Below are 24532 nucleotides of genomic sequence, written 5' to 3'. Positions count from 1 at the left end.
AATACCCTTTCTTCACTTACTCAAAAACGCATATAGCAGGCCGCGCGGATAACGCACATAACTGTTTTCGTCAAGCTGAAACCCCGTGTTACGTGACCTTGGGTTAACGAGCGACACCTTGGGGTGCCTTTGCAACACTGAACGCCATTCTCAATCGGATGGAGTACTTCATGAGCTGGACAGCTAGACTCGCTGTTGCCGCGCCACTGGCTGTTTTGGCGTTGCAGGCCCAAGCCCAGGTCGGGGATACCTACGACAACGGCACACAGGTGCGAATAGGACAATACAGCACACAAGCCAGCACACCAGGGCATAGCGTTTCTGATCCCCTGTCTGTGTTTGTGGCACTGACTTACCCACGTCAAGACGTAGCCACCATTGATGGTGCGATTGAGTACACCCTCAAACGGACTGGCTGGCAGCTTGATCGCTCCAAGCTGTCGCTAGAAGCCGCGCAGTTTCTTCGCTTACCCCTTCCAGAGTCCCAGCGGTCGCTGGGCACGTATCGAGTGCGTGATGTCCTAAATGCACTCGTAGGTGAGACCTGGCGCTGGGACGAGGACCCCATCCGTCGCAGACTGTGGATCAGTCTAGCGGCACAGCCGACTCTGTCAGGCGTCGAACTGACACAGAATTGGCTCCACGCCCAAACCTACCCCGTCACAGTTGACCCTAAAAAGCCGTGGTTGCCCCTGACCGAGCGCATCAGCGGGGTGCAGCCATGAACCAACAAGATCAACAATGGCAACAGCAGCAAGACGATCTTCGCCGCCGGGAGCAAGCCGAGCAGCTAGAGCGTGAACGGCTCGAGCGCTTGGAACATGAACGAATGGAGCAAGACCAGCAGCTTGAGCGTGAACGCCAAGAAAAGCTGGATCAGCACGACTATGACTCCCGTCGTGAGTTGGAGGACGCTACCCCAAACAAGCCAGGTGTCTTGCGAACAGTCATGCAAATTTTGTTCTCTCGCAAAGAACCAACGGCAAGCGTTGAAAAACAGAACGTGGAGCCCGTGTTTTCGTCTGTAGTGGATCCCCTGACCGAGACGCAAAACAATGAAGCAGTCACCGATTTCTTTGCTGAACAAGAAAATCAACCGCAAGCAGCCAGCATTACGCCATCCCCATTGGCATCCGCAGCGCTTACCGATGCTCCAACGCTCAAGAAAAAGACAGGCTATCCGTGGAAGCTAATCCTGGCGTTGGTGCTTTTTGCTGTCCTTTTCTTGAGCTGGAAATACCTGTTTAACCAACCTGTGGTTGAGCAAACAGCCGCCTTGTCGGCAGCCGAACCTTCACTGGCTGAAATCGAAGACCAGGTCGCCCCTGTTGAGGATGAGGAAAAGGGTTCTGAGCCCTCCCCTGCTCCCACCACCAGTGAACTAGGCAATGTAGAGAAAGCTTCTGACATGCCCATGGGAACAGATCCGATAGACACGGCAGAGTCAACGGAATTCCAAGAACTTTCCATTGATCTCGGAGAGTCGTTCCCATCGAACCTTGAAACATCGCAAGCCTCGTACGCCGTTCAAGAAACACCAACATTTGAGGTGCAAATCTCGTCCCTGCAACGTGATGTCAACGAAATCAGGCAGTTACTCAATGAGCTCTTACAACAAAACGAACAGTTGATTGCTCTGTCCACACCTGCACCTACACCTGAACCAGAACCAGAGGCGGTGCCAGTTGTTGAACCTGCCCCCGTGAAAAAGCCGGTCACTCGTCGAGCCAAGGCCGCACCGAAGCCAAGCGTTCGTCTGGTCTCAGTCGATATGTGGGATGGCAAACCCTCCGTTGTCGTCGCCAGTACACGCGCAGGCGACAACCAAACCTTAGTGATGCGACCAGGTGACACCGTCAACGGCGTCACGCTGCAAAGCGCAAGCGCATCCGAGCGCAGCGCCTCTTTTCTCGTAAACGGAAAAACCACCAAATTAACTGTGGAGGGCCAGTGATGCCGCGCCTTATGAAAATCAAAGCAGTAGCCATCAGCCTGCCCCTGTTTTTCCCTGCGATGGCGCATTCGCAAACCCAGGCCACCGCTCAGCAGCGTACCGAAGAAGTCGCCAATGCTACGCAGTCACAAGGGCGTAATCCGATTGCGCTGGATGCCGTAGATCGCCTGCGCGCCAATATTTGGGGCTTAACCGACGAAGAAATGTTGCGCGCCAAAACCTTGCTGGAAGGCCCTCGCAAAGCATTCTCGGTGGAAAACCTCTCGCCTATCGAAGCGCTGGGCATTCACGCGACCTCGGAAGCAGAGCGCCGTAAGTATGCCGAAATGTTCGCCCGCGCCTTTCATGCCGACGTGGAGCGCTCATTGGCATGGAATCGTGCTTTCACCGAAGCGATGGCACGCCTTTACCCAAATGAGCCAGTTGTCAATTTCAGTCAAATCCCACCCGTTCCCGCCACGGTAGGTGCGGCTGACACATTGAACGTGCCGCGCACGGCCATCATCGAGACCCCCGCTCCGGGCTACACACCTCTGACTCAAAGTGTGCCAGCACAGGGCTCTGCAAAGTGATGGGTACCCCCATGCACCGCCGACAGTTTCTTGGCGCCCTCACGGCACTGACGGCCAGTGGCGTCATGACGCGCTCGTGGGCAATGGCTGCACCTGCGCAATCGGAGCTGGCGCAGCCTGAAGGCCTGGACCCGCAATGGTGGCCATATTGGTCAGATACGGCTGTGCGCATTGAGCCCAAGATCACACCCCAGGAGCAGACGACTATCCCCCACGGCTATGTTCGTCAGATGCCTCGCACACGCACCCGTCCTGGTGCGCCGATCGTGACGGCATCCTTGTTGCCACCCCGCGCTTATGACTGGGCGGGACAGCGCTGGAACATAGATCCGTGGCTGCTTTACGGCGTGGCACTGCAAGAGTCGCAAATGAAATTTGGTCGGCAGACGCTGCCCTACCCTTGGACTCTGTGCGTCAGAGGTGCTGCTAAGCGCTATGGCTCCTATGAGGCCACCCTCAAGGCCTTGCGCAAGTATGTGGATGTCAGAGGTATCCGCAATGTGGATTGCGGTGCGATGCAGGTGAACTGGGGCTACCACAACGACAAGCTCCAAAGCTTTGAACGTGCTCTGGATCCCTACCCCAATCTCGATGTAGGTGCACAAATTCTGCGTGAACACTTTGACCGCAACAGTTCCTGGCGTTTGGCGGTCGCTCTCTATCACACGGGCTCCAGAAATACGCAAGAACGAATCAGCCGCGGCAATCGCTATAGCCGTGGCGTTTTCAACAAATTAGCCAACCTGGGCTTAGATGCGTCGGAACTGGCCACTTCAACCGGTTGGAGGCGATATGCACCGTAATCTCGCCCTCGCCTTCTTTGCAGCGACCACACTGATCTCCAGCTCGGTCAACGCTCAGACTGCACCGGTCGTCCTGGACGATTCGGTTCCGGCTGTTTCCTATTATTCGGCCTTAATTTCAGGTGCAGACCAACCTGGTGTTGGTGCCGGCATCCAGTTTCCGCTGACGTCGAACTTGCTACAACCTGGCGTGCTTAAGCCATCGGCTGTTCCAGTATTTAACCCAAAATGGATGACCCAAACATTAGCCATTGTGGGTGACGACAAAGGCTCAGAAGAATGGCTCAAGCTCCATTTGGAACGCCTGCTTTCTCTGCAGGCCACTGTCATTGTGGTATCCGCAGCCAGTGAAAAACGCTTTAAAGACATCCAGCGACAAGCCAACGCATTGCCAATCGTCCCTGATCCGGGCCACTGGTTACAGAGCCGTCTTGCCGCAGCGCATGTGACTGTCTATCCCGTGCTGATTGGCTTGGACGGTCAAGCGCGACAGATCATCTTTTCAGAAGGTTTTGAACGAGGTGAAGCGCATGAAAAATAACGCCGTCTTGGAAGCGTTACTGCGTCCACCTGTCGAAATTTGGAGTGCGGCAACGGCCTGGTCCGTCACGGCCACGGCTGCCCTGGCGCCTTGGGCGCTGATGATGCCCCCTTCTTTGGGCTACGTTGCAGCAGCAGGATCGGGCTACTTTGGCGGGGTCCGCTTTAAGCAGGCGATGCGGATCAAGCGTTATCACCATCACCTGAAATACTACAAAGTCACGAAAATTGCTCCCGCCAAAATTCCCGTGGCACCGGGCGAGTTTTACCTGGGCGAAGGGTTCGAGTGGTCGCAAGCGCACACACAACGTAAACGTGAGGCCTTGCAACCGCAGGCCAAGCGTTTTGTGCGTCCATCGGGCAAAGAGCTGGCTCTACGCAGCCTAGGTTCAAAAGCCATCGAACAAGCGCAAGGCAAAGGCCCCGTCAAACCCATTGTGCGAGCCATTGCAGGAATTGCGGGCATTGATCATTGGCTCAACCCATTGCAGCCTCATCCAGACTTAGGTGGCTCACCCATCGTGCATGGCGTGGGCAGCATGGACGAAGCCCCCGTCAAGATTCGCCAATCTTCTCGCAATGGACACATGCTGGTCATGGGCACCACGCGCGTGGGCAAGACCAGGTTGCTGGAGTTATTTGCCACCCAGGACATTCATGCTGGGCACGTCACTATCGTGATCGATCCCAAGGGGGATGCCGATCTGATGCTGCGTATGTATGCCGAATGCGCTCGTGCAGGCCGCCTGGACCAGTTCTACATGTTCCATCTTGGCTACCCCGAGATCTCAGCCAGGTACAACGGCATCGGCAACTTCTCCCGTATCACCGAAGTCGCCACTCGTGCCACCAACGCCTTGCCCAGCAGCGGAAACTCCGCCGCTTTTAAAGAGTTCTCCTGGCGTTTTACCAATATTGTGGCTCAGGCCCAAGTTGCGCTGGGTCGTGTCCCGACCTATGAAGCCTTGCTCAAAGATGTGACCGGCATTGATGGTCTGTTCATGGACTATGCCCGCATGGTGTTTGGCCAACAAGCCCGCCAAGGCCGTCTGATCGACTGGGAAGTAAGACTGGCCAGCCTTGAGCACGCGCTGCAGGATCGCAAAACCGCGCCTCCGGTGCCAAGAGCCTTGGCCGATCGACAGCCCGAATTTGTAGCAATGTTTTTGCTCATCAAAGAGGCCAAGATCAACGATACGGTCCTCGCAGGACTGGCAGCCGCCTTTAGCTATGAGCGTAGTTTCTACGAAAAGATCATCGCGTCCTTGGGGCCATTCCTGGAGAAGTTGACCACCGGCGCAGTAGGCAAACTGATCTCACCTGACTATTACGACCAAACCGATAAGCGTCCCATCTTCGACTGGATGAGCGTCATCCGGCAGGGAGGCGTGGTCTACGTAGGCTTAGATGCCCTCTCTGATTCCGTGGTCAGCTCTGCGGTCGGTAATTCCATGCTGGCCGACTTGGTCAGCGTGGGCGGCAAACTCTACAAGACCGGACTGGACCCTCATGCCCCAGACGGAAAAATCGTGTTGCCGACCATTTGTGCGCACTTTGACGAGGTCAATGAGATTGCAGGCCCTGAATTTGTGCCCATGGTGAACAAGCTGGGGGGCTCGGGCTTTCGGATCACCGCGTACACACAGTCAGCATTTGATATTGAGGCAAAAGTCGGAGATAAGGCCAAAGCGGGCCAGATCCTGGACAACTTTAACCACCTGGTCATGCTGCGCGTGCGTAGTGTCACTACGGCCAAGCTACTGACGGACCAGGTTCCCGAGGTCGAGGTGGTCCATCTCACGCCAATGTCAGGCGTCACAGACACCGCCGCCCAAGGCACCGGCGTCGATTTCATCAGTCGCAACGATGATATCTGGACCAAAACCAAGGTCCCTATGATTGAACCAGCCGATGTGCTGGAACTACCGCAAGGCCAAGCCTTTGCGCTACTTGAAGGCAATCGACGCTTCAAGATCCGAATCCCGTTGGCTGATGCAAGAAACGACGAATTTGTACCGCAGTCTTTGCAAAACGTCGCCGCGCAAATGAAGGCCCGCTACCGGACTTCCGAGCAATGGGCCAGTGAAACCGACTGGTTCACTGAAAACTGGCTCAATAGCCAGCCAATCGCCGATGGCACGGGCATGATCGCCACTGATCTGGCGGTGCAGGATCCTGACCCCGATGACGACACTCAAAGCAACAGCGCGATAAGCACTGACACGATGGGCCTGATCACAAGGGGGCACGGATGAGTACCAACTCGACCAGCCGCCCTGTTAAGCCCACCACTCGCGGCCCCATTTTGATGACATTTGAGATGGTCATGGGTTTGCTTATGGTCTCTGTCTCAGCGTGTGTGCTGGGATTGTTCATAGAACTGGCCGGCATTCATACGATTTGGAAGGACCAAGGCACAGGCCATGCTCGCTCTATCGTGGAGCAGGACCTGAGCTATATCGAGGCTGCCCCGAAGAGCCTGATTATTCCCAATACAGTGGCCTTCTCAAACAAGATGCTCGGCTACATCTCATGGCCTTACGAGAAGTTCGGAATCTTGCAGTGGTATGCCAATAGCCATGACCCCGCCATGCAGCGTCAACAGGCCCTTCGTCGTGCACAAGAAATAAAGGCTAACGGCAACAGCCTCTCCTCCAGGCTGAAAACGATTGGCGCTGATGCCAGCCAATTTATCAGCACGGTACTCGTGCTTTCCATGTATGTCGCCATGGATGTAGCGCTTCGACTTTCGATTGCCCTTTATGCGCTGCCAGCCTTCGTTCTTGCGTGCCTAGTGGGTGCGGTCGATGGCCTGGTACGGCGTGACTTGCGCCGGTGGAGCGGCGGCCGTGAGTCCTCCTTTGTATATCACCACGCTAAGCGATACACCGCCTGGGCGCTGACTGGCGGATTCGGACTGTATTTGACTTGGCCCTTCGGTGGCTTCAACCCCGCTTACATGGTTCTGATTTTCACCGCGCTGGTTGCTGCAACGCTCAGCACCACAGTGGCTTCCCTCAAAAAGTATATGTAGCGCCTCTCGCTCACATCACGACATTGGAGAAACGACAGAAATGAAACCACAGCAATCTGGCCCCTCAGAACGTAAGACTCATCGCGCCTGGGCAGCCGCGCTCATGCTCGTCGCATGCGCCACCGTTCAGGCTGGTGATGCCGATAGTGAGCGCGAAAGTCTGGCACGAATTGAAAACGAGCTGGCCGTCGTACAGCAGATGGTGGCCGCGGCCTCTCGTGATGCCCCTCCATCTCAACGTGTCAATTTTCGATATGAGTGGTTGATCAATGATCTGGACGTGATGCGTCGGGGAATTCAACAACACCTTAATGCCCCTATGCAGCCGCGCCCGGTCGAGCCACTGCGAGGCGACTACCGCCAATGACGCAGCTTCAGGAGATCTCCTTATGGGCATGAACAATGCACAGCTGGGTTCGAGCATGAGAGAGGCGTTTGCAGCGGGCTCGGGTGTTGACCCAAACGCCATGAAAGTCGTGCTGACGATCATCACGGTTGCGATTGTGGTTCTGTTCTTTGCCTGGCTAGTGATGACCGCCCTGGATAACTACCGGGAGGGCCAACTCAAGCAGGAAGAGGTGGTCTGGGCCTGCGTCAAATTAGTTGTGCTGTTGTCCTTAATCCTGTGGGTGTTGGTTTGACGCTCACAGGACTTCTTAACACATCAAACCATACGGAGTTTAGCTATGACCACACTGAACGCTCTGTTGGCGGCACCCCGAGCGGGGTGGCAAAAAGCCAAGCGTCACTTCGCGCAAGCCGCTTTGATCCCTGCTGTAGCGTTACTTTCGTCACCTGCCAGGGCGGCTTTGCCCACAATGCCCACACCGGGTTCTGGCATTGACGGGGCTCAAGTTGCCGATGGCGATTGGCTTGGAGCGATGGGCGCTTACTGGAAACAGGGCATCACTATTCTGGCCATGATCTTTGTCGGCTACTTTTTCCTGAAAGTCGTCATGGGTGCGATCACGAAGTGGAACCAATACACCCGCGGTCAAGCTGATATCAGTGACCTGAAAGAGTACGTAATTACTGGTGGCGTGTTGGCCATTGCACTCGTTGCCATGGCAACGTATGCCATCGCCACGCTCGGGTAAAGGGGAAAAGTCGATATGGCTCGCAAGCCCTCTGCCCCACACCTTGAACAGCTAGATGAGCAAGTTACCCAGGGCATCGCTACGCCGATAACCGATCGCGTGAATGTTCAACCAGCCATTCTGAACGGTATGACGGTCGATGAAGCACAAATCATCGGTCTGATCTCCGTCGTGGTGTGTCTGCTGCTGGGCTTGGTACTGCTGGCCATAACCGGCTTCTGGCAAACACTTTTGGCCATCATGCTATTTGGACCATTAGTCATTTTGTGGTTTGCCTCTAAATACCTGGCGGGACTTAAGCGCAACCGTCCTGACGGCTATTACAACCAGGCTATGCACCACTGGATGGCCTCTCGTGGGTGGGTGAAAGCCAAATTCATCCGCCACAACGGTTATTGGAGCTTGGGCCGGACCTTGCCCTTTAGCTTGTCCACTTCATTCAACCCTAAACCGTCCCGTCAGAACGTTGTTTCTACGGGCGAAACGGCCATCCCCTCTTCTTGCGCTGCTCAAGGTGTGACACCGATAGCGGATAAAGCGAGCAACAACGTATGAGTTCAAAATATTTAAACGCCCTGGCCACTGTTCAGGCGACAAATAAAAGACTGGGCGCACTTGTTTTAGTTGTCGCCGCTCTTGGGGCTGTGGGTATGTACTTTGCTGCCCGCACACCGCATCGAATCGACGTCAATTTGCACCCCAACATTCAAGGCGGGGATGTCGTCACCGTGACCGACGGCCAGTCGCCGGTCCCTGACGTCAATGTGTATGGCTTTGCCTACTACATCTGGCAGCAGGTCAACCGCTGGCAAGCCGACGGGTACAAGGACTACGGCAAGCAAATCTACTACTACCAGGCCTACATCACCCCGTCTTGTCGCGCTCAGCTAGAGAACGACATGAACACAAGAGATAGAGCCGGTGAGTTGCGATCACGCACACGCATCATGACCGAGATTCCAGGGTTTGGGTTTTCACCCAGACGAGTCATTTCGCAAGGCACCAGCACCTGGACAGTACTGCTCGACATGCAATTGCAAGAGACATTTCGTGGTCAACAAATCAAAGACATCTACATCCGGTATCCGATGCGTGTCGTGCGATATGACGTTGACCCCGAGAAAAACCCCTGGAAGCTGGCCATTGACTGCTATGGCAACAACCGCCCTGCCCGCCTGAATCCTGACGAAGTCGCCGCAGTCCAGAAGAACAACCAAAGTCCCGAGCTGCCAACTGAGTCAGAAATCGTGCCCGCCACATTGCCCGGCACGATCACCGACCCGGCAACCAACGTGACCGACCCCGCTCCGACACCTATCCAGGTGCGACCCGTCCAACCTCAAAGCGAGTGAGATTGTCATCCATGAAAGCCATTCTTAGCATTCGCAAAACAGCTCTGGCCTGCGCTCTTTTGGGGCTGGCCCAGTACGCACAGGCACAAGTGCGAGACTTGGGGCCAAACTTGGAGAGCGTACCAGCAGATCTTATTGCTCCAGCCCCTGACAGCGTCAACTCAAGTGTCAATGTGGGTTCTGCAACAAACGCAGCAGTGAATAACGCGCCCGATCTGGGAGAGATTCCCAATCTTGGCTCCTCACCCTCTAACGCTGAGTATCAAACCCCTGGCGTCAATGTGATGGGTGACCAAGCTATGGTGGTGAGCACTGTGGATGCGGCCATTCAACAGGCCAAGGATAATCAGGACGAAAGCGGCACGACCATCCGCAAACCGCCACAAAACAAACCGCATGGCGTCGAGCGAGCCGTGTTTAATCGAGCTCCGGTACGTGCGCCACTGCCTGTGGGCATCGAACGCATGATTACCTTGCCTGCGCCTGCCGCCCTGCATGTGCCATCGGATATGTCCAAGATTGCCAGAATCGAAGTCATTGATCGCACGATGTACATCACGGCCCTCCAGCAGTTCACACCCGTGCGAATCATTGCTGAGCTCATTGACTCTGGGCAGCAAATTCCCTTCGATCTGGTTGCCGACAGCACAACAGCCAGTGCCCGTAGCGAACTTCAGGTTTTTGTCGTTGCTTCCTCATCGCCTGGTTCAGAGGAGATCGGAGGTGATGGTCCCGCTTCCCAAGCGGCAGCGCAAGCGACCAGCATGGCCAATGAGCACACATTGAGCCAGCAAATGGCGGAATCAGCACCGACAGATATGGTCCAGCTCACCCGCTACGCCGCACGCCAGCTTTATGCCCCAAAGCGGCTTGCCACCCCGTTCTCAGGTGTGCAGCAGGTCGAAGTCACTGCTGAGCCAATTGCCAACCTAATACGTGGCGTCCCTGTTGTATCCACCCCCGTTGGTCAGTGGCGTTCTGGCCAGCTCTATGTGACAGCCGTTCTCATCAAGAACCGGTCACATAACCCCTTGGAGATTCCACTTGAGCAAGTGCGCGGCCAATGGATTGCAGCCACCGCGCAGCACGGTCGAATTGGCCCAGCCGGTTCCGAGACGGACACCACCGCCATTTATCTGGTGTGCCAGCGCCGATTTGAAGCCTGCCGGTAATAAAGGAACAACAGCATGAGCAGCACGTCCAGCAACAAACTGATCCCCATCCTCGGTGGTGTCGCCGTCTTAATAGTCAGCGTGGTGATATACAGGCAATTTACGGGTTCAGGAGAATCTACCAACTCGGTATTGACCTCCATTCCTACACCTGAAAGTGCCACACTGCCTACCGCGCAAGGAGCGGACAACGACAACGCCGCCGAAACCCTACGCACCGTCACCGCCAGCAATGAACAGTTGCGGCGTGATGTGGCACGCGTGATCGAGATGAACAATCAACTCATCGCCGAGAATAAGCGCGTGGGCGGTGCTAATGCCACGGTCTCGCGTCGCATCGAACAAGAGCAACGCGACACGCTCAATCTTGACGGACCCCGTACGGACTCGATCGACCCAACCGGCGACGAGACGGGCGCCGAAAACGCAGTCAACCTCACCTTGAAGCGTGGCTCCGAAGCAGTCGATACGTTTTCACGCGCCTTTCAACTGTCACCGGCCCGCTCTGAGACCGAAGCAGCCAATCGAGCTGCTCAGACGCGAACGACTCCCCTGGTCCCACAACAATCATTTTCCCTGGGAACAGAATCGCCCACTCCGACTGTTACCTCATCAGGGCCATACCGTGTTTTACCTCCCATGGGGTATAGCGCGGTAACGCAGTCCGAGCAGGGCCGCAATGGCAATGACGGACCAGCCATTACGCGCTATGTCCGCACCAGTGGCAATCAGGCCTATGCCAATAGCTCCATGGGCCCTGTGTCCAGGACCACCGCCACACAAACACGGTCAGCACCACAAGCCGCCAAGCCTGAACCGATTCCGTACTTTACTGTTCCCGAGAACTCGACACTGGTCGGCGCAGTATCGATGACCAGTCTCATCGGACGTGTGCCCATTGATGGCCGTGTCACTGACCCGATGCAGTTTAAAGCGATTGTCGGCCGCGACAACCTGGCAGCCAATGGCTTTGAATTACCAGCAGACATTGAGGGGATGATCGTCACCGGTGTGGCAATCGGCGATATGGCGCTGTCGTGCTCAGAAGGAAAAGTGCGCTCGGTCACCTTTGTCTTTAATGACGGCACGGTTCGCACCATCTCTGAGCGCTCCAAAGGCGGGGGGAATGCCAACGTCAATGGCGGCGGTAGCACCCAGGACCTGGGCTACATCTCTGACGTACACGGCAATCCCTGCATTCCCGGCAAATTCGTCACCAATGCCCCGGCCTATCTGGCCGACCTGGCCATGCTCAAGGGGCTGGATGTCGCCGCACAAGCTTACTCCGATGCCCAGCGCACCGTCTCCAACAATCTGGGCACGGGCAATACCACCTCTCAAATCACCGGCTCACGCAGTGGCTACGCCATGGGGCAAGCGGCCTCTGGCGCAACCAATGAGATCGTCGCATGGATGACCTCCCGTTTGAAGAATAGCTTCGACGCCGTTGTAACCCCGGCTGGCAAGCAAATAGTTATTCACCTGGATAAAGAACTGCAAATTGACAAGATGCCCAACGCCCGCAAGCTGGTGTACCGCCAGCAAGGGACGCAGCAGCTTTCTCGTGGAGCACATTATGGTCTGGAATAAAACTGCCCAACGCCTGGCGCTGACTCTAATCACCACCGCCATGTTCAGCGGTTGCACCGTCATGATGGATCGCGAATCCCCACTTAATGAGGTCACTAAGGATTCGCCAACGGTGCTGGACGTCTACCGGGGTACTGATTATCGAAACGAAGCGACTCGTCAGTCGCGCATTACCCCCCAGGAGCGGATGCGTGAGCGCACTCAGGCTAGACCGATTAATCCAGGTGATGAGTTAACCCAGCGATATTGGTCAGCTGTTGATTCCATGAACCAGCGATTCGCTCGGCTGCCCAACCCTGACCTGGTAATGGTGGTGTTTCCTCACTTGGCCAAGGGCCAGTATCCGGTTCCTGGCTACGTGACCGTCTTCCCGATGTATGACCAGACACAGTATGCGCTACCTGGTGAAGTCACCCAAGATCTGCTGCAGTGGCGAGGTGACTACTTTGAGGCTAAATCCAGCGCCAAGAAAAAGGGAGGCGCAGATGATCGCTAATGTGGCCAGCTTGCTCGGATTCACGCGTCAACGTGCAGCGCAACCAGACAGTAAGCGCGCTCCTCAAGTCACCGCAAAGGCATCGTCTCCTGGCCAGACCGTTGCAGATCGTCGACGCATGGCCCTACGGCCACCGTCGTTTACCGACATGCTGCCCTATATCAGCTATGCCCCTGATGAGCGCATTTTCGTGTTGCGTGATGGCAATACGCTCGGTGCACTGTTTGAGCTCTCTCCGATTGCGACCGAGGCCATGCCTATCGAAATTCTGAATGAACACGCCCAGAAGATTCAGGAGGCCTTGCAAGCCATGCCATCGGTCAACGGCGCACCGTGGATCGCACAGTTTTTTGTCAATGATGACCGTAACCTGGATCATCTTAATGACACCTTTACCGACTATATCCTGGAGCAACACAAGGACGATGGCCTGGGCCAGGAGATCCTGAACTCGCCGTTTACCCAGGCGGTATTGGATGAGGTGCGCTCTCACCTGTCGAATGTCTCGCAACCCAATGGCCTGTTCACCGATACGCTTGTCACCGGTCAAGTCTGGCGCGGGCAAATCCGCCGTGTTCGTTGTTGCCTGTATCGTCGATTTGGCGGCGCAGCCGATGATCCACAAACGCCGGTGCAGCAAATCGAGTCGGTGGCCAACACCATCATGGCCACGTTTTCCGAGGCCGGTGTGGCCGTTCGCCGCTGTACCGGCAAAGACCTGTATGAGTGGCTACTGCCGTTTTTTAACCGTGATCTGCCTTGGGCGCCAGGCACGCAAATGATGCGTGAATTACCCTATCCCGGCGACACCCCGTTGACCGATGACGAGGATACGCCCATTTTTGGATGGGACTTGTCAGAGCTATTGAGCATCAATGAGCCCCGTTCGAACCTGGAACAGGGATTGTTTGAGTTTGATGGCGTACCCGTCAAGGCGTTGACCCTGCAAAATATGCGCAAGCAGCCTGAGATTGGTCATTTCACGGCGGAGCTGGCCAACGGTAAAGAGCGATTTGCACGGTTTGACCGTCTGCCTCCTGGCTCGATGCTCTCAGTGTCCATTACCATCGCGCCGCAACACATCGTCGAGTCACAAATTGAGCGGATCCGGGATGCCTCACGCGCCAAGACTGCGCAGGCCATCGAAACCTACCGGGAATGCACCAACGTTTTGAATGAAATAGTTCGGGGCAACCACCTGTTTCCAATGATGGTGACCCTGTACGCGACTGCCACCAGCACAGATGAACTCGATAGCAACATCAACACGATTAATGCGCTGTTGATCCCATCAGGCCTGAAGTTCATCAGCAATCAGCATGACCTGGTCCCGCTGGACACATTCATGCGTGCTCTGCCGTTTAACTATGACCCCGCCTTCGATAACCAGGTACTTCGTCGATCCCGTCTGACCTTCGCCTCCCATATTGCGCGTCTCTTACCGCTGTATGGCCGTGCCCGTGGCACACCCCACCCTGGCATGTGGTTCTGGAATCGCGGCGGGGAACCCTTGTTTGTGGATCCGCTCAACAAACGCGATCGTAAAAAGAACGCGCATATGCTGGTGCTGGGACCGACCGGAGCCGGTAAATCGGCCACCTTGAACTACATCGCCATGATGACGATGGCCATTCATCGGCCACGGCTGGTGATTGTCGATGCCGGGAACTCCTTTGGTCTTTTGGTGGATTTTTTTAAAGACCGAGGGCTATCGACCTACAAAGTTGAACTGAACAGTAGTGCAAAAGTGTCCTTGCCACCGTTCGTTCATGCATACCAACTACTAGATGATAGTGAAGTAATGGAGAGCTTTGTGGCGGCCGAGCAGCAGGCACGAAGCAACGCAGGCCTGCCCGATGACGAGCTGCTCAATGCCCTGCTTGGCCAAGATGATGAGCCATCGACTGACGGCGTGTCCTTTCATGAAACATTCCAGGCCAGGGAGGAGGACGAAGAGCAGGACGACGAACTGGATAAAAGGGACTTGCTGGGCGAGATGCTGATTGCCGCGATCCTGATGATCACAGGAGGTGAAGCGGACGAAGTCGCACAAATGAGTCGAGCCGACCGCTACCTGGTATCACGCGCCATCATTATGGCCGCGATCAGTTGCAAGGAACGGGGAGCCAAGCACCCGTTGACGCAAGATGTGGCCCTGCAGCTCATGCACATGAATAAAGACCAGACTATGTCACCGGCGCGGCGGGCCCGCGCCGAAGAAATGGGCCAGTCCATGATGACATTCACTCAGGCACTGCGAGGCAAGTTATTCAATCGCGAGGGCCAGGACTGGCCTGATGCAGATGTCACTCTAGTTGAGATGGGTACGCTCACTCAAGACGGCTATGAAGACGCCTTGGCAGTTGCATACACAAGCCTCATCGACTCCGTACAGTCCCGTGCCGAGCTGAACCAACACTCTGGTCGCCCGATGGTGTTCCTTACGGACGAGGGTCACTTGATCACAACCAATGAGCTGCTTGGCCCCAAGATAGCCAAGGGCACCAAAATGTGGCGCAAATTCAATACCTGGTTCTGGCTTGCCACACAAAACCTGAAAGACTTCCCCGACTCCATGGAGCGCGTGCTCTCGATGTGTGAGTACTGGATGCTGCTGACCATGGACAAAGCGGAGATTGAAGAGGTGGTGCGGTTTCGGTCGCTCACCAACGAGCAGCGAGCCATGATGGAATCCGCCCAAAAGGAGCCCCCGAAATACACGGAAGGGGTTCTGATTTCTGCGACCGGCCAGATGCTCTTTCGCAACGTCCCTCCAGCTCTCCCGATTGCATTGGCCATGACTGAGGGCCATGAGAAAGCACACCGACGTCGCCTCATGGAAAAGCATGGGATCAACGAAATGGGGGCTGCTCAAATGGTGGCACAAGAGCTGGCGCGGAGTCGTTCATGACTAAGACACGCTCATTTTTCATCGCCGCCTCTCGTCTTACAGCTCGCATGGTAGTGATGTCTGCACTTTCTGCAGTTATTACACCATCGTTTGCACAACAGTTTGGCCAGGATCTGTATACAGGCGTCATGACCGTAGAGGTGTTTGCCAATACCGCGATGCCAGTCACCCCGACTACGTCTCCTCACTATGCTCTTTCCATCTATCGCTTGGATGCGATGAGTAATCTGGAAGCCCAGATGAATGAAGGAATGCCACAAGACGAAGCAGAAGCGCGTCTATGGGTTGCCAACAATGAAGCTCGCTTACGACAAATGATCCAACCCATGGTCGCGAGTGCCGTTAACGGCCTGGCACGCGCGCAGCGTTATCAGATTGACCGATTACCAGCGGTGGTCATCAACCAGCGCTATGTAGTCTTTGGCTATGTCGACGTTGACCAGGCGCTTATGGCCTGGCGTGACAGCCAAAATTAAGGGGCACTCATGTCAATCACTACTTTGCGCTTTCGGCACATGCTTGCGATTAGTTTGCTGGTACTGGCAACCGCGCTGCGGCCTGTTCCAGCAACAGCTGCCACAACCACGGCGGGCGTCGTCACCAATACGGTCGCAGCACTCCCCAGTTGCACGTCCTATCAGGTCAAAGGCATTTGCGTCTGGCTGGTTTGCATCCCGCTCATTGGCTGCTTCATCCGGACGTCGGTTCGGGTTGCACATTACGTGCCCGATGTCGTGATCAGCACCTACAACGATCCTCTGGCTCACCCTTGGGCTGAGGTGGGTAAGCCATTGGCGACAGCTATATCCTCAGTGGGATCAGCCGTAGTCGGCGCCCCGATCGACGCATCAGCAGGAACACAGCGCGAGGGCACAGAGGTGACTACATATAAAAGTGCGGACGCCATTGGTAACCCCGCAGGCTTGATTGCTAGCATCGCCAGCGGTTACATCCCCAGCTTTGGCAGTTCATTCCAGTTTCCGGGCTATAGCGAATTGTTGGCCTTCACTCGCACAGAACTGCCTCGTATCGCGCAGTCTTGGCGGCAAGTCCCCCAACAGCTGGGCAACGAATTCATCGAAGCAGCCCGTGCCATGGCCAATGCACCAGCAGACATTATTTCCTCCGTCTCTGCATTTCCGGCAAAACTTGGCGAGCTGAGCTCATCAATTGGAAATTTGGGCAATGTCTTTGGTGGAAGCGTTAGCACCCAAGCCATTGGCTTGTCCGGCGTCGATATGGTGGGTGCAGATCTTGGGCCAATCAGAGACATGGTGCAGATCGCTCAGCGCCTGGGTGCCTCTGGTGGGCTATCTGAGATGTTCTGCCCCGGCTCAGCGTCGGTGTTCAATCTGCATTTTCAGTCAGACATGGACGCGATGAGCTGGCGAGGGTTTTGGCCGCTAGAGATGCTCTACCCCCAATCATGGGTGCCTGGTACAGGGGAAGTAAGCACCTCGCCCCTTTCCACTACCTGGGGGCCTATATACCCACGTAACGGCGAGCTTGTGCAGTCACACCCAGTAAAGGCCTCCGCCGTGCTGGCCACGCGTGTCGGAAGCATCATCTCGCAATCGGCACAGCCCCACATTTACAAGCGTCTGCAACCCGGTAGTGGCTACAAGTACTTCCCCACCTCCAAGCCCACTACCTGGCAGATGATCTATCCGAGCGCTCAACGGTCCTGCATGACCTTTGGTGCAGATGACTCAATGAGCCTGGCCAGCTTTGGCGATTACAAAACCGATGGTGCCGATGGCTATATGTGGAATATGTGGAACCACTATGACTGCTGCCGCATCCGTGGTGAGTTTTTATACAGCATCCCTTAAGCGAAGGACGAGAATATCTATGCAACAACCACAACGCCCGTTCACACTGCGCTTGAAACCAGCCGCCATGATGCTGGCTCTTGCGTTGACCTCCATGAGCGTGATGCCCGACGCCTACGCGCAACCCGTACGCGGCTCTTCGCTGTATTACCGAATGGGAGGCGGCTCGCCCGGCGGCTCTGCAAATTATCGCGGCCAGGTCGCTCACAACTTAGGCTTTGGAGGAAATGCTCGACTGAACTATTCATGTGGCAAGTTTGATATAGGCCTATCTTGGGCCAACATCATGAACAACCTCAACAACCTGGGCCAGACAGTGACTGGGGCGATTCAATCTGGTATCGCTGCCCTCCCCTTGTACGTCTTGCAACGGGCACAGCCAGGCCTGTATCAGATTTTCCAAAACTATTCACAAAAAGTGGATCTCCTGCTTGGGGCCAGCTTGAAGTCGTGCGAAGAAATGGAGGCCATGGTCAAAGCGGGGCAGAACCCCTATGAAGATTGGATCAAGATGGCCAAAGGTGAAGGCTGGAAAATCAAGGCCTCTGCGCAAGGTGATATTTACCAGGCGAAAATCGACATTGAGAAGAATGAAGAGGCCAACAAAGCTGGTGTGCCATGGGTGTTTGGCCAGAATGCCGGGGGTGTAGGAGGCCGACCTATTGAGCCGGTACGAGATCTCTCTGTGGCAGGCTATAACGCTACCCTCAACAAACCAATCACAGCATCAGAGACCACGGACTACAGTAACTCACCTGCCGAGAAAAACTCTCGCCTGGTTCGTGCGTTTAAATCACCGGCAGAACTTGCCCAATGGACAACCGAAGTCCTTGGGGATCAGAAGGTCTATACCTGCGGGCAACATCACTGCCCTGCCCCAACCACGGTCGTGACCTCCAGCGGCCTGGGGCCCAAATATGAAGCCGAAGTCGATTTCGTCCAGCCTAAGCTTGAGGCAATGGCCAACCCATCGAACTCGGCCACGTACGCCGATCTCGCAGAAATTTCAGCTCCTGGCTTTGCCGTGTCTCCTCAGTTGCTTGACTCATTACGAGCAATGCCGCCTGACACCCGCAGCATCGCTGTGAACCGCATTGCTCAGGAAATGGCGATGCACCGGGTGATCAATAAAGCATTGGTGGCGCGTAGCGTGTTGATGACAGGTCTAACCTTACCGGAGGTGACGGCCGCAGGAGATGCCATCCAAAACACCCAGGCTTCGGTCGATCGCTTAAGTGGCTACATTGACGACTTGATGTATGAGGCTCGAATCCGCAAGGATCTAACGTCCCAGACGGCATTGTCGATCATCAACACCCAGTCCGCCATTGATACACAATCACTGAACGTACCGGGTGGCAACCCTGTTGATCCTGCCCCAGCAGTGGGTGGACGGGTGCCTGGGCTATGACACAAGTCTCTCTCACCAAAAAACGCAGCTGGCTGTGGCGAGCACTGATATGGCTCGCCATCGGTTTGGCCGGATTTCTCCTGCTCATTGGGCTGCTCGGCGCACTAGCGCAGTCGTTTATCGGCCAGGAACATAAACTCCTGACCCTTCTTGATGGAACGTCGTCAGTGCGAGATATCGGTGCTATCGCTCAATGTGTGGCAGCACTACTCATAATCGGGCGCTGGCCAGCCGTCGTTCGCTGGCTTCAAGCCAGACACATTGTTCAAGAATTCGAATATGACGCCGTGCTGGCCAGCCGCCGCAAGGTGGCTACATATGCCACGCTGTACTTAATCTTGATCCCGATTGGCCTTGACCGTATCTGGCGCTGGGTAACAGCGTTCACTGCGGTTTAGCTGGGGAATAAGCCATGCAACTAGACAGTTATCTTGAGCTCTTCACCACTTTCTACGGGTGGGCTTTTGCCAATATCTTTGGCGAGATCGTGACCGGCACCGGCTTGGTCGTCATCCCCTTTCTGGTGGTCGTCCTCAATGCCTGGCGCGAAGCTGGCCAGCGAGGAATGCAAGACATCGGCGTTATGGGGGTCATCAAAAGCGTACAAACCCAGCTTATCGTCATGTTGTTTGTGATGTCGGTCTGCTTTTTCACTTCACCCATCACAAGCCTAACGTACGCTCGCTTGTCGTACGTGCCTCCTCCTTCAATTGACAACCCTAACCCTGTGGAGGCCACGCCTGGAGCCAGTGGCAGCACCTACGATACGGCACTACGCGATGCTATTGATGGAAGCATGAGCCAGGCCAGCGGGCTGAGTAACGTGCCCCTATGGTGGTATTCCATCATGTCCATCAGCTCTGGGATCAACAATGCCTTTCGAAATGGCATGAATAATTCTGGATCTGATATGCGGGTTCTGGAGGATATGGCCAAGAATGCCACAATCGAAGACCCCGCCTTGCTCGGTGATGTGCAACGCTTCTATAGCGAATGCTTTATCCCGGCACGCAGTCAGTATTTGCGCAGCGATCGCAGCAGAATCAGTGCATCAGGTGCCTCGATCTTGGCAGAATCCAATACCGACTATGGGCCTACCGATGTGGATTGGATGGGCAGCCAGTTTTTCAGAACTGAGCCTGGGTATTACGCCTCCATGCGCAGCCGTGCTCCGGTCACCGGTTTTGCGATCGATTACTCCCGCGATACTGAGTACTACGACCCATCGAGCGACGTGGACCCACAAGTTACCGGTGCCGTAAACCCAGAGTTTGGACGCCCAACCTGCAAGCAATGGTGGGAGGATCAGCTACGAGAAAAGCTGATCGATGGCAGCCCAGGTGTTCGAGCGTTCGCATCCAGAGCGGCGAACGTCCTCACATTTACGTCGTTCGATAAGCAAAAGGATGAAGTGGCTCGGCTAGCATCAACCGCAGCCAATCCCGTCTTTGTTGATTTTGACCAAATGATGGGGAACCCTTATGACGCTGCTACAGTCGCAGGTCGAACCATAACAGGCGCCGGGAGCACGCTCGGTGTAGGAGGCGCAGCTTTCATGGCCAGCATGGCATGGATGCCATTAGTGACTTCGTTACCTATGATTCAAGCATTGGTCCTCATGGGCATCTACGCTTTTCTTCCCTTGGCCACCTTGGTCAGCGGCTTCAGTCTTCGGGTGTTGTTCCTAGGAGCCATGGCCATTCTTACAATCAAAATGTGGGCATCGATGTGGTACATCGCCACCTGGATCGATGGTCATCTAATCAATGCGATGTATCCTGGCGCGCTAGGCAATATTTTTGTTCAAGAAGCCATGATGATCGGCAAAGGAGCGATTCCAGCAGGCTACAAACGAATGGTGCTGAACACGATATTATTGTCGTTGTATGTCGGGCTACCGGTTATTTGGTCTTCGATGATGGCGTGGGCTGGATTTAGAGTAGCAGGCGGTATAGACGAGCTAATGACCAGGAACGGGAACTCTGCTGCAGGGTCGGGCAAGCCCCCGTTGTTGGGTAGGTTATTTGGAGGTAAGAAATAAAGTCTTATCTGCCTAAATAAGACTTGATTCCAACGGCACTGGTAAATCAAGACTGGGTCTATGCTTGCTAAGTTCAAGCCAGCATAGATCACTTTAGGCTGTAGATGGATTGCTTCCGGTACCTATCATTAATCTAGGTCACTTTTTTGCTGATCCCAGTAATACCGCCAATTAGGATGCATCCTATCAAACGGGTCGGGGATCTCTGCCCCTGAAGTATGATCTTCCTTCCTACTACTTGCATTTATTAACATAAGAAGAAACTCAACGGCGAGCACCACCCCTATCCATGCCACTCGTGCAAGAAAAATACTTCCATGTCGTGCTAGTTTCAGGGCATATTTCATATGCTCTAATTCTCCTCACACCCAGTATTATTTAACGAGATCACGAAAACAGTTGGGGACACTTCAATTTCTATAGTGTATCAGCACCTTTTTTAAAGGTCTCACCTACCCTGTCAGTTTTAACGTACAACGCCTTACAAAAACAATTTCTGCCTATTTGCTCAAAACCCTACGGCATCCGCTGTGCTACGTGCTTCAGACGTAGAATTTCTACAGTCGCCTCCGACTCTCGCACTCGATAGAACACAATATAGTTTCGATGGATAACCAGCTCCCGCACATATGCAGGAAGGCCTGGTCGTCCTACCCTGCCCATCTCTGGATGCTTAGACAAAGGGTGGATTTTGTCTCGCAGCTCATGACCAAAGGTATCCGCACGTACTGGGCTATCCAAAGCGATGTAGTCAATGATCTTAACCAGATCTTCCTCAGCCTTTGGCCGCCAAACTATTTGGTAGAAACGCGCAGCTTGAATCATTTATTACGCACTGCTGCTGTTTTAATCTGTTGAATGCGGGATCCCATCCTGGCCATTACATCCTCATGTGGCACGCTTGGTCGCTCATCTTCCAAAGAGTCGGCAATTTCAGCAGCAAGCCAACCGTTATAAGCGGCCGCTTCGTGCGCATCACGTAAGGCCTCCGCCCGACTTTGTCGGCTACGTGTCATATCCTTTTGCGTAGGGTCCCAGTTCGTCACGTCTAGCTTTGCTATGGCGAGCCCTAAGTCACGCAACATCACCAAAGCAGATGTCGGATTGCCAAAACGGCGTGGCTCCTTACTTCTTGCCTTGGTCAAGACAGCGTCCTGGCCACTTCGAGTGGCAATCTCAACGAAGAAACCACCGCCTTGGCCTTTGAGTGTTACGCCAGTCACGCCTCCCGCATCTGCGGTGGCTCGTAGCTGTTCAAGTGTGATAAAACGCATAGTATGCCCTCCTATCAAGCAGGAACCATTTTACACTAATCCTGCGCACATTTGATAGAAATCATGCGCAACTCTCTTCACATCCACAAAGGAACTTAAGGAATCGGTGTATGAGTCGAACTTTTTCCCTGGAAGATTTCATCCCTTCGCCTCCTCCTCCCCGTCGCGAATACGAAAGCTATCATCCCATCCCGGAACATGAATCGTTCCTGGCACTCACCATCGACATGAGTCTTCTCGCTAATGCACTGACTGGAGACAGGAGCTGGTGCACAAATCGGGTAGACCGACGGCCAGGTGAATCCTATAAGCCTTTCAAGTACGAACAGGCTGTCGCCTCCATCTCAAATAAAGAAACAATCTATATGCCTTGGTTGTATTTCGATGAAGGCCGTACAAGAATCATGGATGGTCGCCATCGACTTTACGCCCTGCTAGATGCTGGCTACACCCATGTGACTGTCCAGATAAGGCCTGCGTGTGTCCCCATGGTCTCCACTCTCGTAGAGAAAAAAAGCCTTTATTCAAATTGATGAATTTATCCCAGACCTCCACAGTGCAGCTGTAGATTCAGAGTATCTAAGACTCGTTAATCACGAAATAAATGGAGTTGATCAGGTTATGCCTGCATACGTGCATATAAATCTTCGAGTGATAGACCCTTCTAAGCAGGCCGCGCTTGCGCCCCGCTTCCAGCTAGCTCTCCAAGAGGCGGGCGGGCGAATTCTGCACTTTGGACCCGTTGCGCAAGTTTTAGAAGGCGAAGCCCCCCAATACCCATTAGCAGGCGTATTTGAGTTTCCAACCTTGGCCCAGGCATTGGAGTTTTACAACTCGGATAAATATGCACCGATTAAAGCTGAACGAAGAGAGGCTCAACAAGCCCAAATGTTCATTGTGGAAACTGCATAAATCCAACTGCTTGCTCCCAACAAAATACTCCGCCTCTCACTGACTTCGTTGTGAAGCTCTAGCGACACAACGAAGTCACAGCCAAGCCAAGTAAAATTAGTGTATTGTGCAATACAAACCCTTCTTTTAAAGCTGCTATGAGCATCAGAAAAGTACCGACTCATCAAACTTATGCCGAGCTGCAACAGGCTTACGATCACTTCAATAATGCCCTGTTCGACGGAGGGTTGCCCAACTGTCTGATCACCTTACAACGCGAGAAACGCTCAATGGGCTATTTCTCAAGCCAGCGATTTGTAGATGCTCAAGGCACCTATACAGACGAAATAGCGATGAACCCGGCCTACTTTGCCGTCGTGCCCTTGATCGAAACTATGCAGACTTTGGTACATGAAATGTGCCATCTCTGGCAATTCCATTTCGGCAAGCCTGGGCGTGGCAGGTATCACAATGAAGAGTGGGCCTCGAAGATGGAAGCGATTGGACTGATGCCCTCTTCGACTGGCCAACCTGGTGGCGCTCGCACTGGCCAACTCATGGCTGATTATGCGATTGAGGATGGCAAATTTGTGAAAGCGTGCGCCGATCTGCTCACCCAGTCATTCTGTCTGACCTGGTACGATCGCTTCTCACATGCCGACGCACCTCGTAGTGCCGCTGAGCGCTTGGACATCTCAGTAGGAGGTGGAGCTCCTCCATACATCGCACTTCCAGCACTCACTCAAGCTTTGGCATCCAGTGCCACCTCCACGAGCAACGGCGCCCAGGGCGACGAGAGCCTGCCGGTAAAACCCACCGGCAATTCAAACCGATGGAAGTACGTCTGCCCATGCGGCACAAGCGTCTGGGGTAAACCAAAGTTGAAGATTATCTGCGGATCCTGTGAAAGCCCTTTCACATCGCCGGACGCAGCTCGACTAAGCACCAACAGCGAATCGGCCTAGAATTGATTTAAAGGCTTGTCAAGTCGAAACCCTTGGTTATGTGCCCAAGGGTTTGAACAGACACACACTTCATGCGGCCCTACAGTGGCCACATGGACCCATTCGACACTCCTACTCCACTATCACAGGCAGCTGCCAGCCACATTGCGCCTCCTGCATCCACGCGAGAGACAGAACTTATTTGGGTAGGCACAGAAGGCCAGCTCATCAATGCGGGCTGGTTCATTGTCGCTATCCTGTTCTGCTGGACAGTCATTCCTGTCCTTTGGGCGATCTACCGATACCTTAAGGTTGCCAATCATCGCTATGAACTGACGAACCAACGCCTACTGGAGTACAGCGGGATCCTCGTTAAACGTGTCGAAACCCTGGAGTTATACCGGGTAAAAGACATCGCCGTTTCCGGCACCCTCTTTCAAGCCCTGTTCGGCCGTGGCCGTGTCGTTTTGCAAACCACTGACGCCTCGACGCCGACCGTGCACATCAGCGCGATCGCTAGCCCTCAGCACGTCTCCCAACTTATTCGTGACGCGGTCGAACAATGCCGTGTCGCCCGAGGCGTTCGCGCCTTTGATTACTGACAACCAGGATTCTTCC

27 protein-coding genes are annotated in these 24532 nt (G+C 54.5%); 25 read left to right on the top strand and 2 right to left on the bottom strand.

Features of this window, described 5'->3' with window-relative positions:
* Positions 1-170 precede the first annotated feature (170 nt).
* The 21 genes from pilL2 to V6936_RS04915 all read left to right on the top strand — a co-directional run bounded on the left by pilL2 (position 171) and on the right by V6936_RS04915 (position 20805).
* Positions 171-725 carry a PFGI-1 class ICE element type IV pilus protein PilL2 gene (gene pilL2 / locus V6936_RS05015; protein ID WP_045931322.1) on the top strand — a complete coding sequence of 185 codons (555 nt, stop codon included), beginning with the start codon at positions 171-173 and terminating at the stop codon, positions 723-725.
* Complete coding sequence (locus V6936_RS05010; RefSeq protein ID WP_109088543.1) at positions 722-1954, top strand: hypothetical protein; 1233 nt, start codon at positions 722-724, stop codon at positions 1952-1954. Before pilL2 ends, V6936_RS05010 begins: the two co-directional genes overlap by 4 nt.
* An 11-nt stretch (positions 1955-1965) precedes the next feature.
* Positions 1966-2526, top strand: coding sequence for a hypothetical protein (locus V6936_RS05005; protein ID WP_223254036.1), 561 nt, complete (start codon positions 1966-1968; stop codon positions 2524-2526).
* Positions 2527-2537: 11 nt separating this feature from the next.
* Positions 2538-3329, top strand: a complete 792-nt coding sequence (locus V6936_RS05000) for a transglycosylase SLT domain-containing protein (RefSeq protein ID WP_021446581.1) — start codon at positions 2538-2540, stop codon at positions 3327-3329.
* Positions 3319-3870 (top strand): PFL_4695 family integrating conjugative element protein, encoded by a 552-nt coding sequence (locus V6936_RS04995; protein WP_045931319.1) that lies wholly within the window; start codon positions 3319-3321, stop codon positions 3868-3870. The genes V6936_RS05000 and V6936_RS04995 overlap by 11 nt, the downstream gene beginning before the upstream one ends.
* Positions 3860-6124 (top strand): type IV conjugative transfer system coupling protein TraD, encoded by a 2265-nt coding sequence (traD, locus tag V6936_RS04990; protein WP_131071803.1) that lies wholly within the window; start codon positions 3860-3862, stop codon positions 6122-6124. Before V6936_RS04995 ends, traD begins: the two co-directional genes overlap by 11 nt.
* Positions 6121-6903 (top strand): TIGR03747 family integrating conjugative element membrane protein, encoded by a 783-nt coding sequence (locus V6936_RS04985; RefSeq protein WP_003799956.1) that lies wholly within the window; start codon positions 6121-6123, stop codon positions 6901-6903. Before traD ends, V6936_RS04985 begins: the two co-directional genes overlap by 4 nt.
* A gap of 103 nt (positions 6904-7006) precedes the next feature.
* Positions 7007-7270, top strand: a complete 264-nt coding sequence (locus V6936_RS04980; RefSeq protein ID WP_131071821.1) for an integrative conjugative element protein, RAQPRD family — start codon at positions 7007-7009, stop codon at positions 7268-7270.
* A 22-nt stretch (positions 7271-7292) separates the two neighbouring features.
* Positions 7293-7544 (top strand): TIGR03758 family integrating conjugative element protein, encoded by a 252-nt coding sequence (locus V6936_RS04975; protein WP_045931317.1) that lies wholly within the window; start codon positions 7293-7295, stop codon positions 7542-7544.
* A gap of 45 nt (positions 7545-7589) precedes the next feature.
* Entirely contained in the window at positions 7590-8000 is a 411-nt protein-coding gene (locus tag V6936_RS04970) for a DUF2976 domain-containing protein (RefSeq protein ID WP_081045521.1), read from the top strand.
* A gap of 15 nt (positions 8001-8015) precedes the next feature.
* Positions 8016-8555, top strand: coding sequence for a TIGR03750 family conjugal transfer protein (locus V6936_RS04965; protein WP_009454033.1), 540 nt, complete (start codon positions 8016-8018; stop codon positions 8553-8555).
* Entirely contained in the window at positions 8552-9352 is an 801-nt protein-coding gene (locus V6936_RS04960; protein WP_131071804.1) for a PFL_4703 family integrating conjugative element protein, read from the top strand. The genes V6936_RS04965 and V6936_RS04960 overlap by 4 nt, the downstream gene beginning before the upstream one ends.
* 11 nt (positions 9353-9363) lie before the next feature.
* Positions 9364-10524 (top strand): TIGR03749 family integrating conjugative element protein, encoded by a 1161-nt coding sequence (locus V6936_RS04955; RefSeq protein WP_131071805.1) that lies wholly within the window; start codon positions 9364-9366, stop codon positions 10522-10524.
* Positions 10525-10539: 15 nt separating this feature from the next.
* Positions 10540-12114: a TIGR03752 family integrating conjugative element protein gene (locus V6936_RS04950; protein ID WP_131071806.1), complete on the top strand. Its 1575-nt coding sequence runs from the start codon at positions 10540-10542 to the stop codon at positions 12112-12114.
* Positions 12101-12610: a TIGR03751 family conjugal transfer lipoprotein gene (locus V6936_RS04945; RefSeq protein ID WP_045931315.1), complete on the top strand. Its 510-nt coding sequence runs from the start codon at positions 12101-12103 to the stop codon at positions 12608-12610. The genes V6936_RS04950 and V6936_RS04945 overlap by 14 nt, the downstream gene beginning before the upstream one ends.
* Positions 12600-15521, top strand: a complete 2922-nt coding sequence (locus V6936_RS04940; protein ID WP_045931314.1) for a conjugative transfer ATPase — start codon at positions 12600-12602, stop codon at positions 15519-15521. The genes V6936_RS04945 and V6936_RS04940 overlap by 11 nt, the downstream gene beginning before the upstream one ends.
* Positions 15518-15997: a TIGR03757 family integrating conjugative element protein gene (locus V6936_RS04935; RefSeq protein ID WP_131071807.1), complete on the top strand. Its 480-nt coding sequence runs from the start codon at positions 15518-15520 to the stop codon at positions 15995-15997. The genes V6936_RS04940 and V6936_RS04935 overlap by 4 nt, the downstream gene beginning before the upstream one ends.
* A gap of 9 nt (positions 15998-16006) precedes the next feature.
* Complete coding sequence (locus V6936_RS04930; RefSeq protein WP_026482545.1) at positions 16007-17353, top strand: TraU family protein; 1347 nt, start codon at positions 16007-16009, stop codon at positions 17351-17353.
* Positions 17307-18764, top strand: a complete 1458-nt coding sequence (locus tag V6936_RS04925; protein WP_223254038.1) for an integrating conjugative element protein — start codon at positions 17307-17309, stop codon at positions 18762-18764. Before V6936_RS04930 ends, V6936_RS04925 begins: the two co-directional genes overlap by 47 nt.
* On the top strand, positions 18761-19162 hold the full coding sequence (locus V6936_RS04920; protein ID WP_045931312.1) for a hypothetical protein: 402 nt from the start codon (positions 18761-18763) through the stop codon (positions 19160-19162). The genes V6936_RS04925 and V6936_RS04920 overlap by 4 nt, the downstream gene beginning before the upstream one ends.
* Before the next feature lie 14 nt (positions 19163-19176).
* Positions 19177-20805, top strand: a complete 1629-nt coding sequence (locus tag V6936_RS04915; RefSeq protein ID WP_045931311.1) for a conjugal transfer protein TraG N-terminal domain-containing protein — start codon at positions 19177-19179, stop codon at positions 20803-20805.
* Positions 20806-21321: 516 nt separating this feature from the next.
* Here the strand turns inward: V6936_RS04915 and V6936_RS04910 are convergent.
* Positions 21322-21630 carry a type II toxin-antitoxin system RelE/ParE family toxin gene (locus V6936_RS04910; protein ID WP_045931310.1) on the bottom strand — a complete coding sequence of 103 codons (309 nt, stop codon included), beginning with the start codon at positions 21628-21630 and terminating at the stop codon, positions 21322-21324.
* Positions 21627-22079 (bottom strand): antitoxin PaaA2 family protein, encoded by a 453-nt coding sequence (locus V6936_RS04905; RefSeq protein ID WP_045931309.1) that lies wholly within the window; start codon positions 22077-22079, stop codon positions 21627-21629. The genes V6936_RS04910 and V6936_RS04905 overlap by 4 nt, the downstream gene beginning before the upstream one ends.
* A gap of 110 nt (positions 22080-22189) precedes the next feature.
* Between V6936_RS04905 and V6936_RS04900 the strand changes: the two genes are divergently transcribed.
* From V6936_RS04900 to V6936_RS04885, 4 genes are all read left to right on the top strand, one after another.
* Positions 22190-22612 carry a hypothetical protein gene (locus V6936_RS04900; protein WP_131071808.1) on the top strand — a complete coding sequence of 141 codons (423 nt, stop codon included), beginning with the start codon at positions 22190-22192 and terminating at the stop codon, positions 22610-22612.
* Between the two features lie 88 nt (positions 22613-22700).
* Positions 22701-22991, top strand: a complete 291-nt coding sequence (locus tag V6936_RS04895) for a DUF1330 domain-containing protein (protein ID WP_045931307.1) — start codon at positions 22701-22703, stop codon at positions 22989-22991.
* 137 nt (positions 22992-23128) lie between these two features.
* On the top strand, positions 23129-23935 hold the full coding sequence (locus tag V6936_RS04890; RefSeq protein ID WP_045931306.1) for a SprT-like domain-containing protein: 807 nt from the start codon (positions 23129-23131) through the stop codon (positions 23933-23935).
* Positions 23936-24027: 92 nt separating this feature from the next.
* Positions 24028-24516 carry a PH domain-containing protein gene (locus V6936_RS04885; RefSeq protein ID WP_222668007.1) on the top strand — a complete coding sequence of 163 codons (489 nt, stop codon included), beginning with the start codon at positions 24028-24030 and terminating at the stop codon, positions 24514-24516.
* Positions 24517-24532 lie beyond the last annotated feature (16 nt).

This window comes from Alcaligenes sp. CHO6 (assembly GCF_037120595.1).
GTDB lineage: Bacteria > Pseudomonadota > Gammaproteobacteria > Burkholderiales > Burkholderiaceae_B > Alcaligenes > Alcaligenes ammonioxydans.
This window is presented reverse-complemented; position numbering and strand designations above follow the sequence as displayed.

Coding starts and splice junctions, on each gene's coding strand:
- V6936_RS04945 (WP_045931315.1), top strand. CDS start 12,101: ATGGTCTGGAATAAAACTGCCCAACGCCTGGCGCTGACTCTAATCACC.
- V6936_RS04940 (WP_045931314.1), top strand. CDS start 12,600: ATGATCGCTAATGTGGCCAGCTTGCTCGGATTCACGCGTCAACGTGCA.
- V6936_RS04885 (WP_222668007.1), top strand. CDS start 24,028: ATGGACCCATTCGACACTCCTACTCCACTATCACAGGCAGCTGCCAGC.
- V6936_RS04965 (WP_009454033.1), top strand. CDS start 8,016: ATGGCTCGCAAGCCCTCTGCCCCACACCTTGAACAGCTAGATGAGCAA.
- V6936_RS04925 (WP_223254038.1), top strand. CDS start 17,307: ATGACTGCTGCCGCATCCGTGGTGAGTTTTTATACAGCATCCCTTAAG.
- V6936_RS04910 (WP_045931310.1), bottom strand. CDS start 21,630: ATGATTCAAGCTGCGCGTTTCTACCAAATAGTTTGGCGGCCAAAGGCT.
- V6936_RS04920 (WP_045931312.1), top strand. CDS start 18,761: ATGACACAAGTCTCTCTCACCAAAAAACGCAGCTGGCTGTGGCGAGCA.
- V6936_RS04955 (WP_131071805.1), top strand. CDS start 9,364: ATGAAAGCCATTCTTAGCATTCGCAAAACAGCTCTGGCCTGCGCTCTT.
- V6936_RS04980 (WP_131071821.1), top strand. CDS start 7,007: ATGCTCGTCGCATGCGCCACCGTTCAGGCTGGTGATGCCGATAGTGAG.
- V6936_RS04985 (WP_003799956.1), top strand. CDS start 6,121: ATGAGTACCAACTCGACCAGCCGCCCTGTTAAGCCCACCACTCGCGGC.
- V6936_RS04900 (WP_131071808.1), top strand. CDS start 22,190: ATGAGTCGAACTTTTTCCCTGGAAGATTTCATCCCTTCGCCTCCTCCT.
- V6936_RS05010 (WP_109088543.1), top strand. CDS start 722: ATGAACCAACAAGATCAACAATGGCAACAGCAGCAAGACGATCTTCGC.
- V6936_RS04995 (WP_045931319.1), top strand. CDS start 3,319: ATGCACCGTAATCTCGCCCTCGCCTTCTTTGCAGCGACCACACTGATC.
- V6936_RS04890 (WP_045931306.1), top strand. CDS start 23,129: ATGAGCATCAGAAAAGTACCGACTCATCAAACTTATGCCGAGCTGCAA.
- V6936_RS05000 (WP_021446581.1), top strand. CDS start 2,538: ATGCACCGCCGACAGTTTCTTGGCGCCCTCACGGCACTGACGGCCAGT.
- V6936_RS04905 (WP_045931309.1), bottom strand. CDS start 22,079: ATGCGTTTTATCACACTTGAACAGCTACGAGCCACCGCAGATGCGGGA.
- V6936_RS04895 (WP_045931307.1), top strand. CDS start 22,701: ATGCCTGCATACGTGCATATAAATCTTCGAGTGATAGACCCTTCTAAG.
- traD (WP_131071803.1), top strand. CDS start 3,860: ATGAAAAATAACGCCGTCTTGGAAGCGTTACTGCGTCCACCTGTCGAA.
- V6936_RS04935 (WP_131071807.1), top strand. CDS start 15,518: ATGACTAAGACACGCTCATTTTTCATCGCCGCCTCTCGTCTTACAGCT.
- V6936_RS04970 (WP_081045521.1), top strand. CDS start 7,590: ATGACCACACTGAACGCTCTGTTGGCGGCACCCCGAGCGGGGTGGCAA.
- V6936_RS04975 (WP_045931317.1), top strand. CDS start 7,293: ATGGGCATGAACAATGCACAGCTGGGTTCGAGCATGAGAGAGGCGTTT.
- V6936_RS04915 (WP_045931311.1), top strand. CDS start 19,177: ATGCAACTAGACAGTTATCTTGAGCTCTTCACCACTTTCTACGGGTGG.
- V6936_RS04930 (WP_026482545.1), top strand. CDS start 16,007: ATGTCAATCACTACTTTGCGCTTTCGGCACATGCTTGCGATTAGTTTG.
- pilL2 (WP_045931322.1), top strand. CDS start 171: ATGAGCTGGACAGCTAGACTCGCTGTTGCCGCGCCACTGGCTGTTTTG.
- V6936_RS05005 (WP_223254036.1), top strand. CDS start 1,966: ATGAAAATCAAAGCAGTAGCCATCAGCCTGCCCCTGTTTTTCCCTGCG.
- V6936_RS04950 (WP_131071806.1), top strand. CDS start 10,540: ATGAGCAGCACGTCCAGCAACAAACTGATCCCCATCCTCGGTGGTGTC.
- V6936_RS04960 (WP_131071804.1), top strand. CDS start 8,552: ATGAGTTCAAAATATTTAAACGCCCTGGCCACTGTTCAGGCGACAAAT.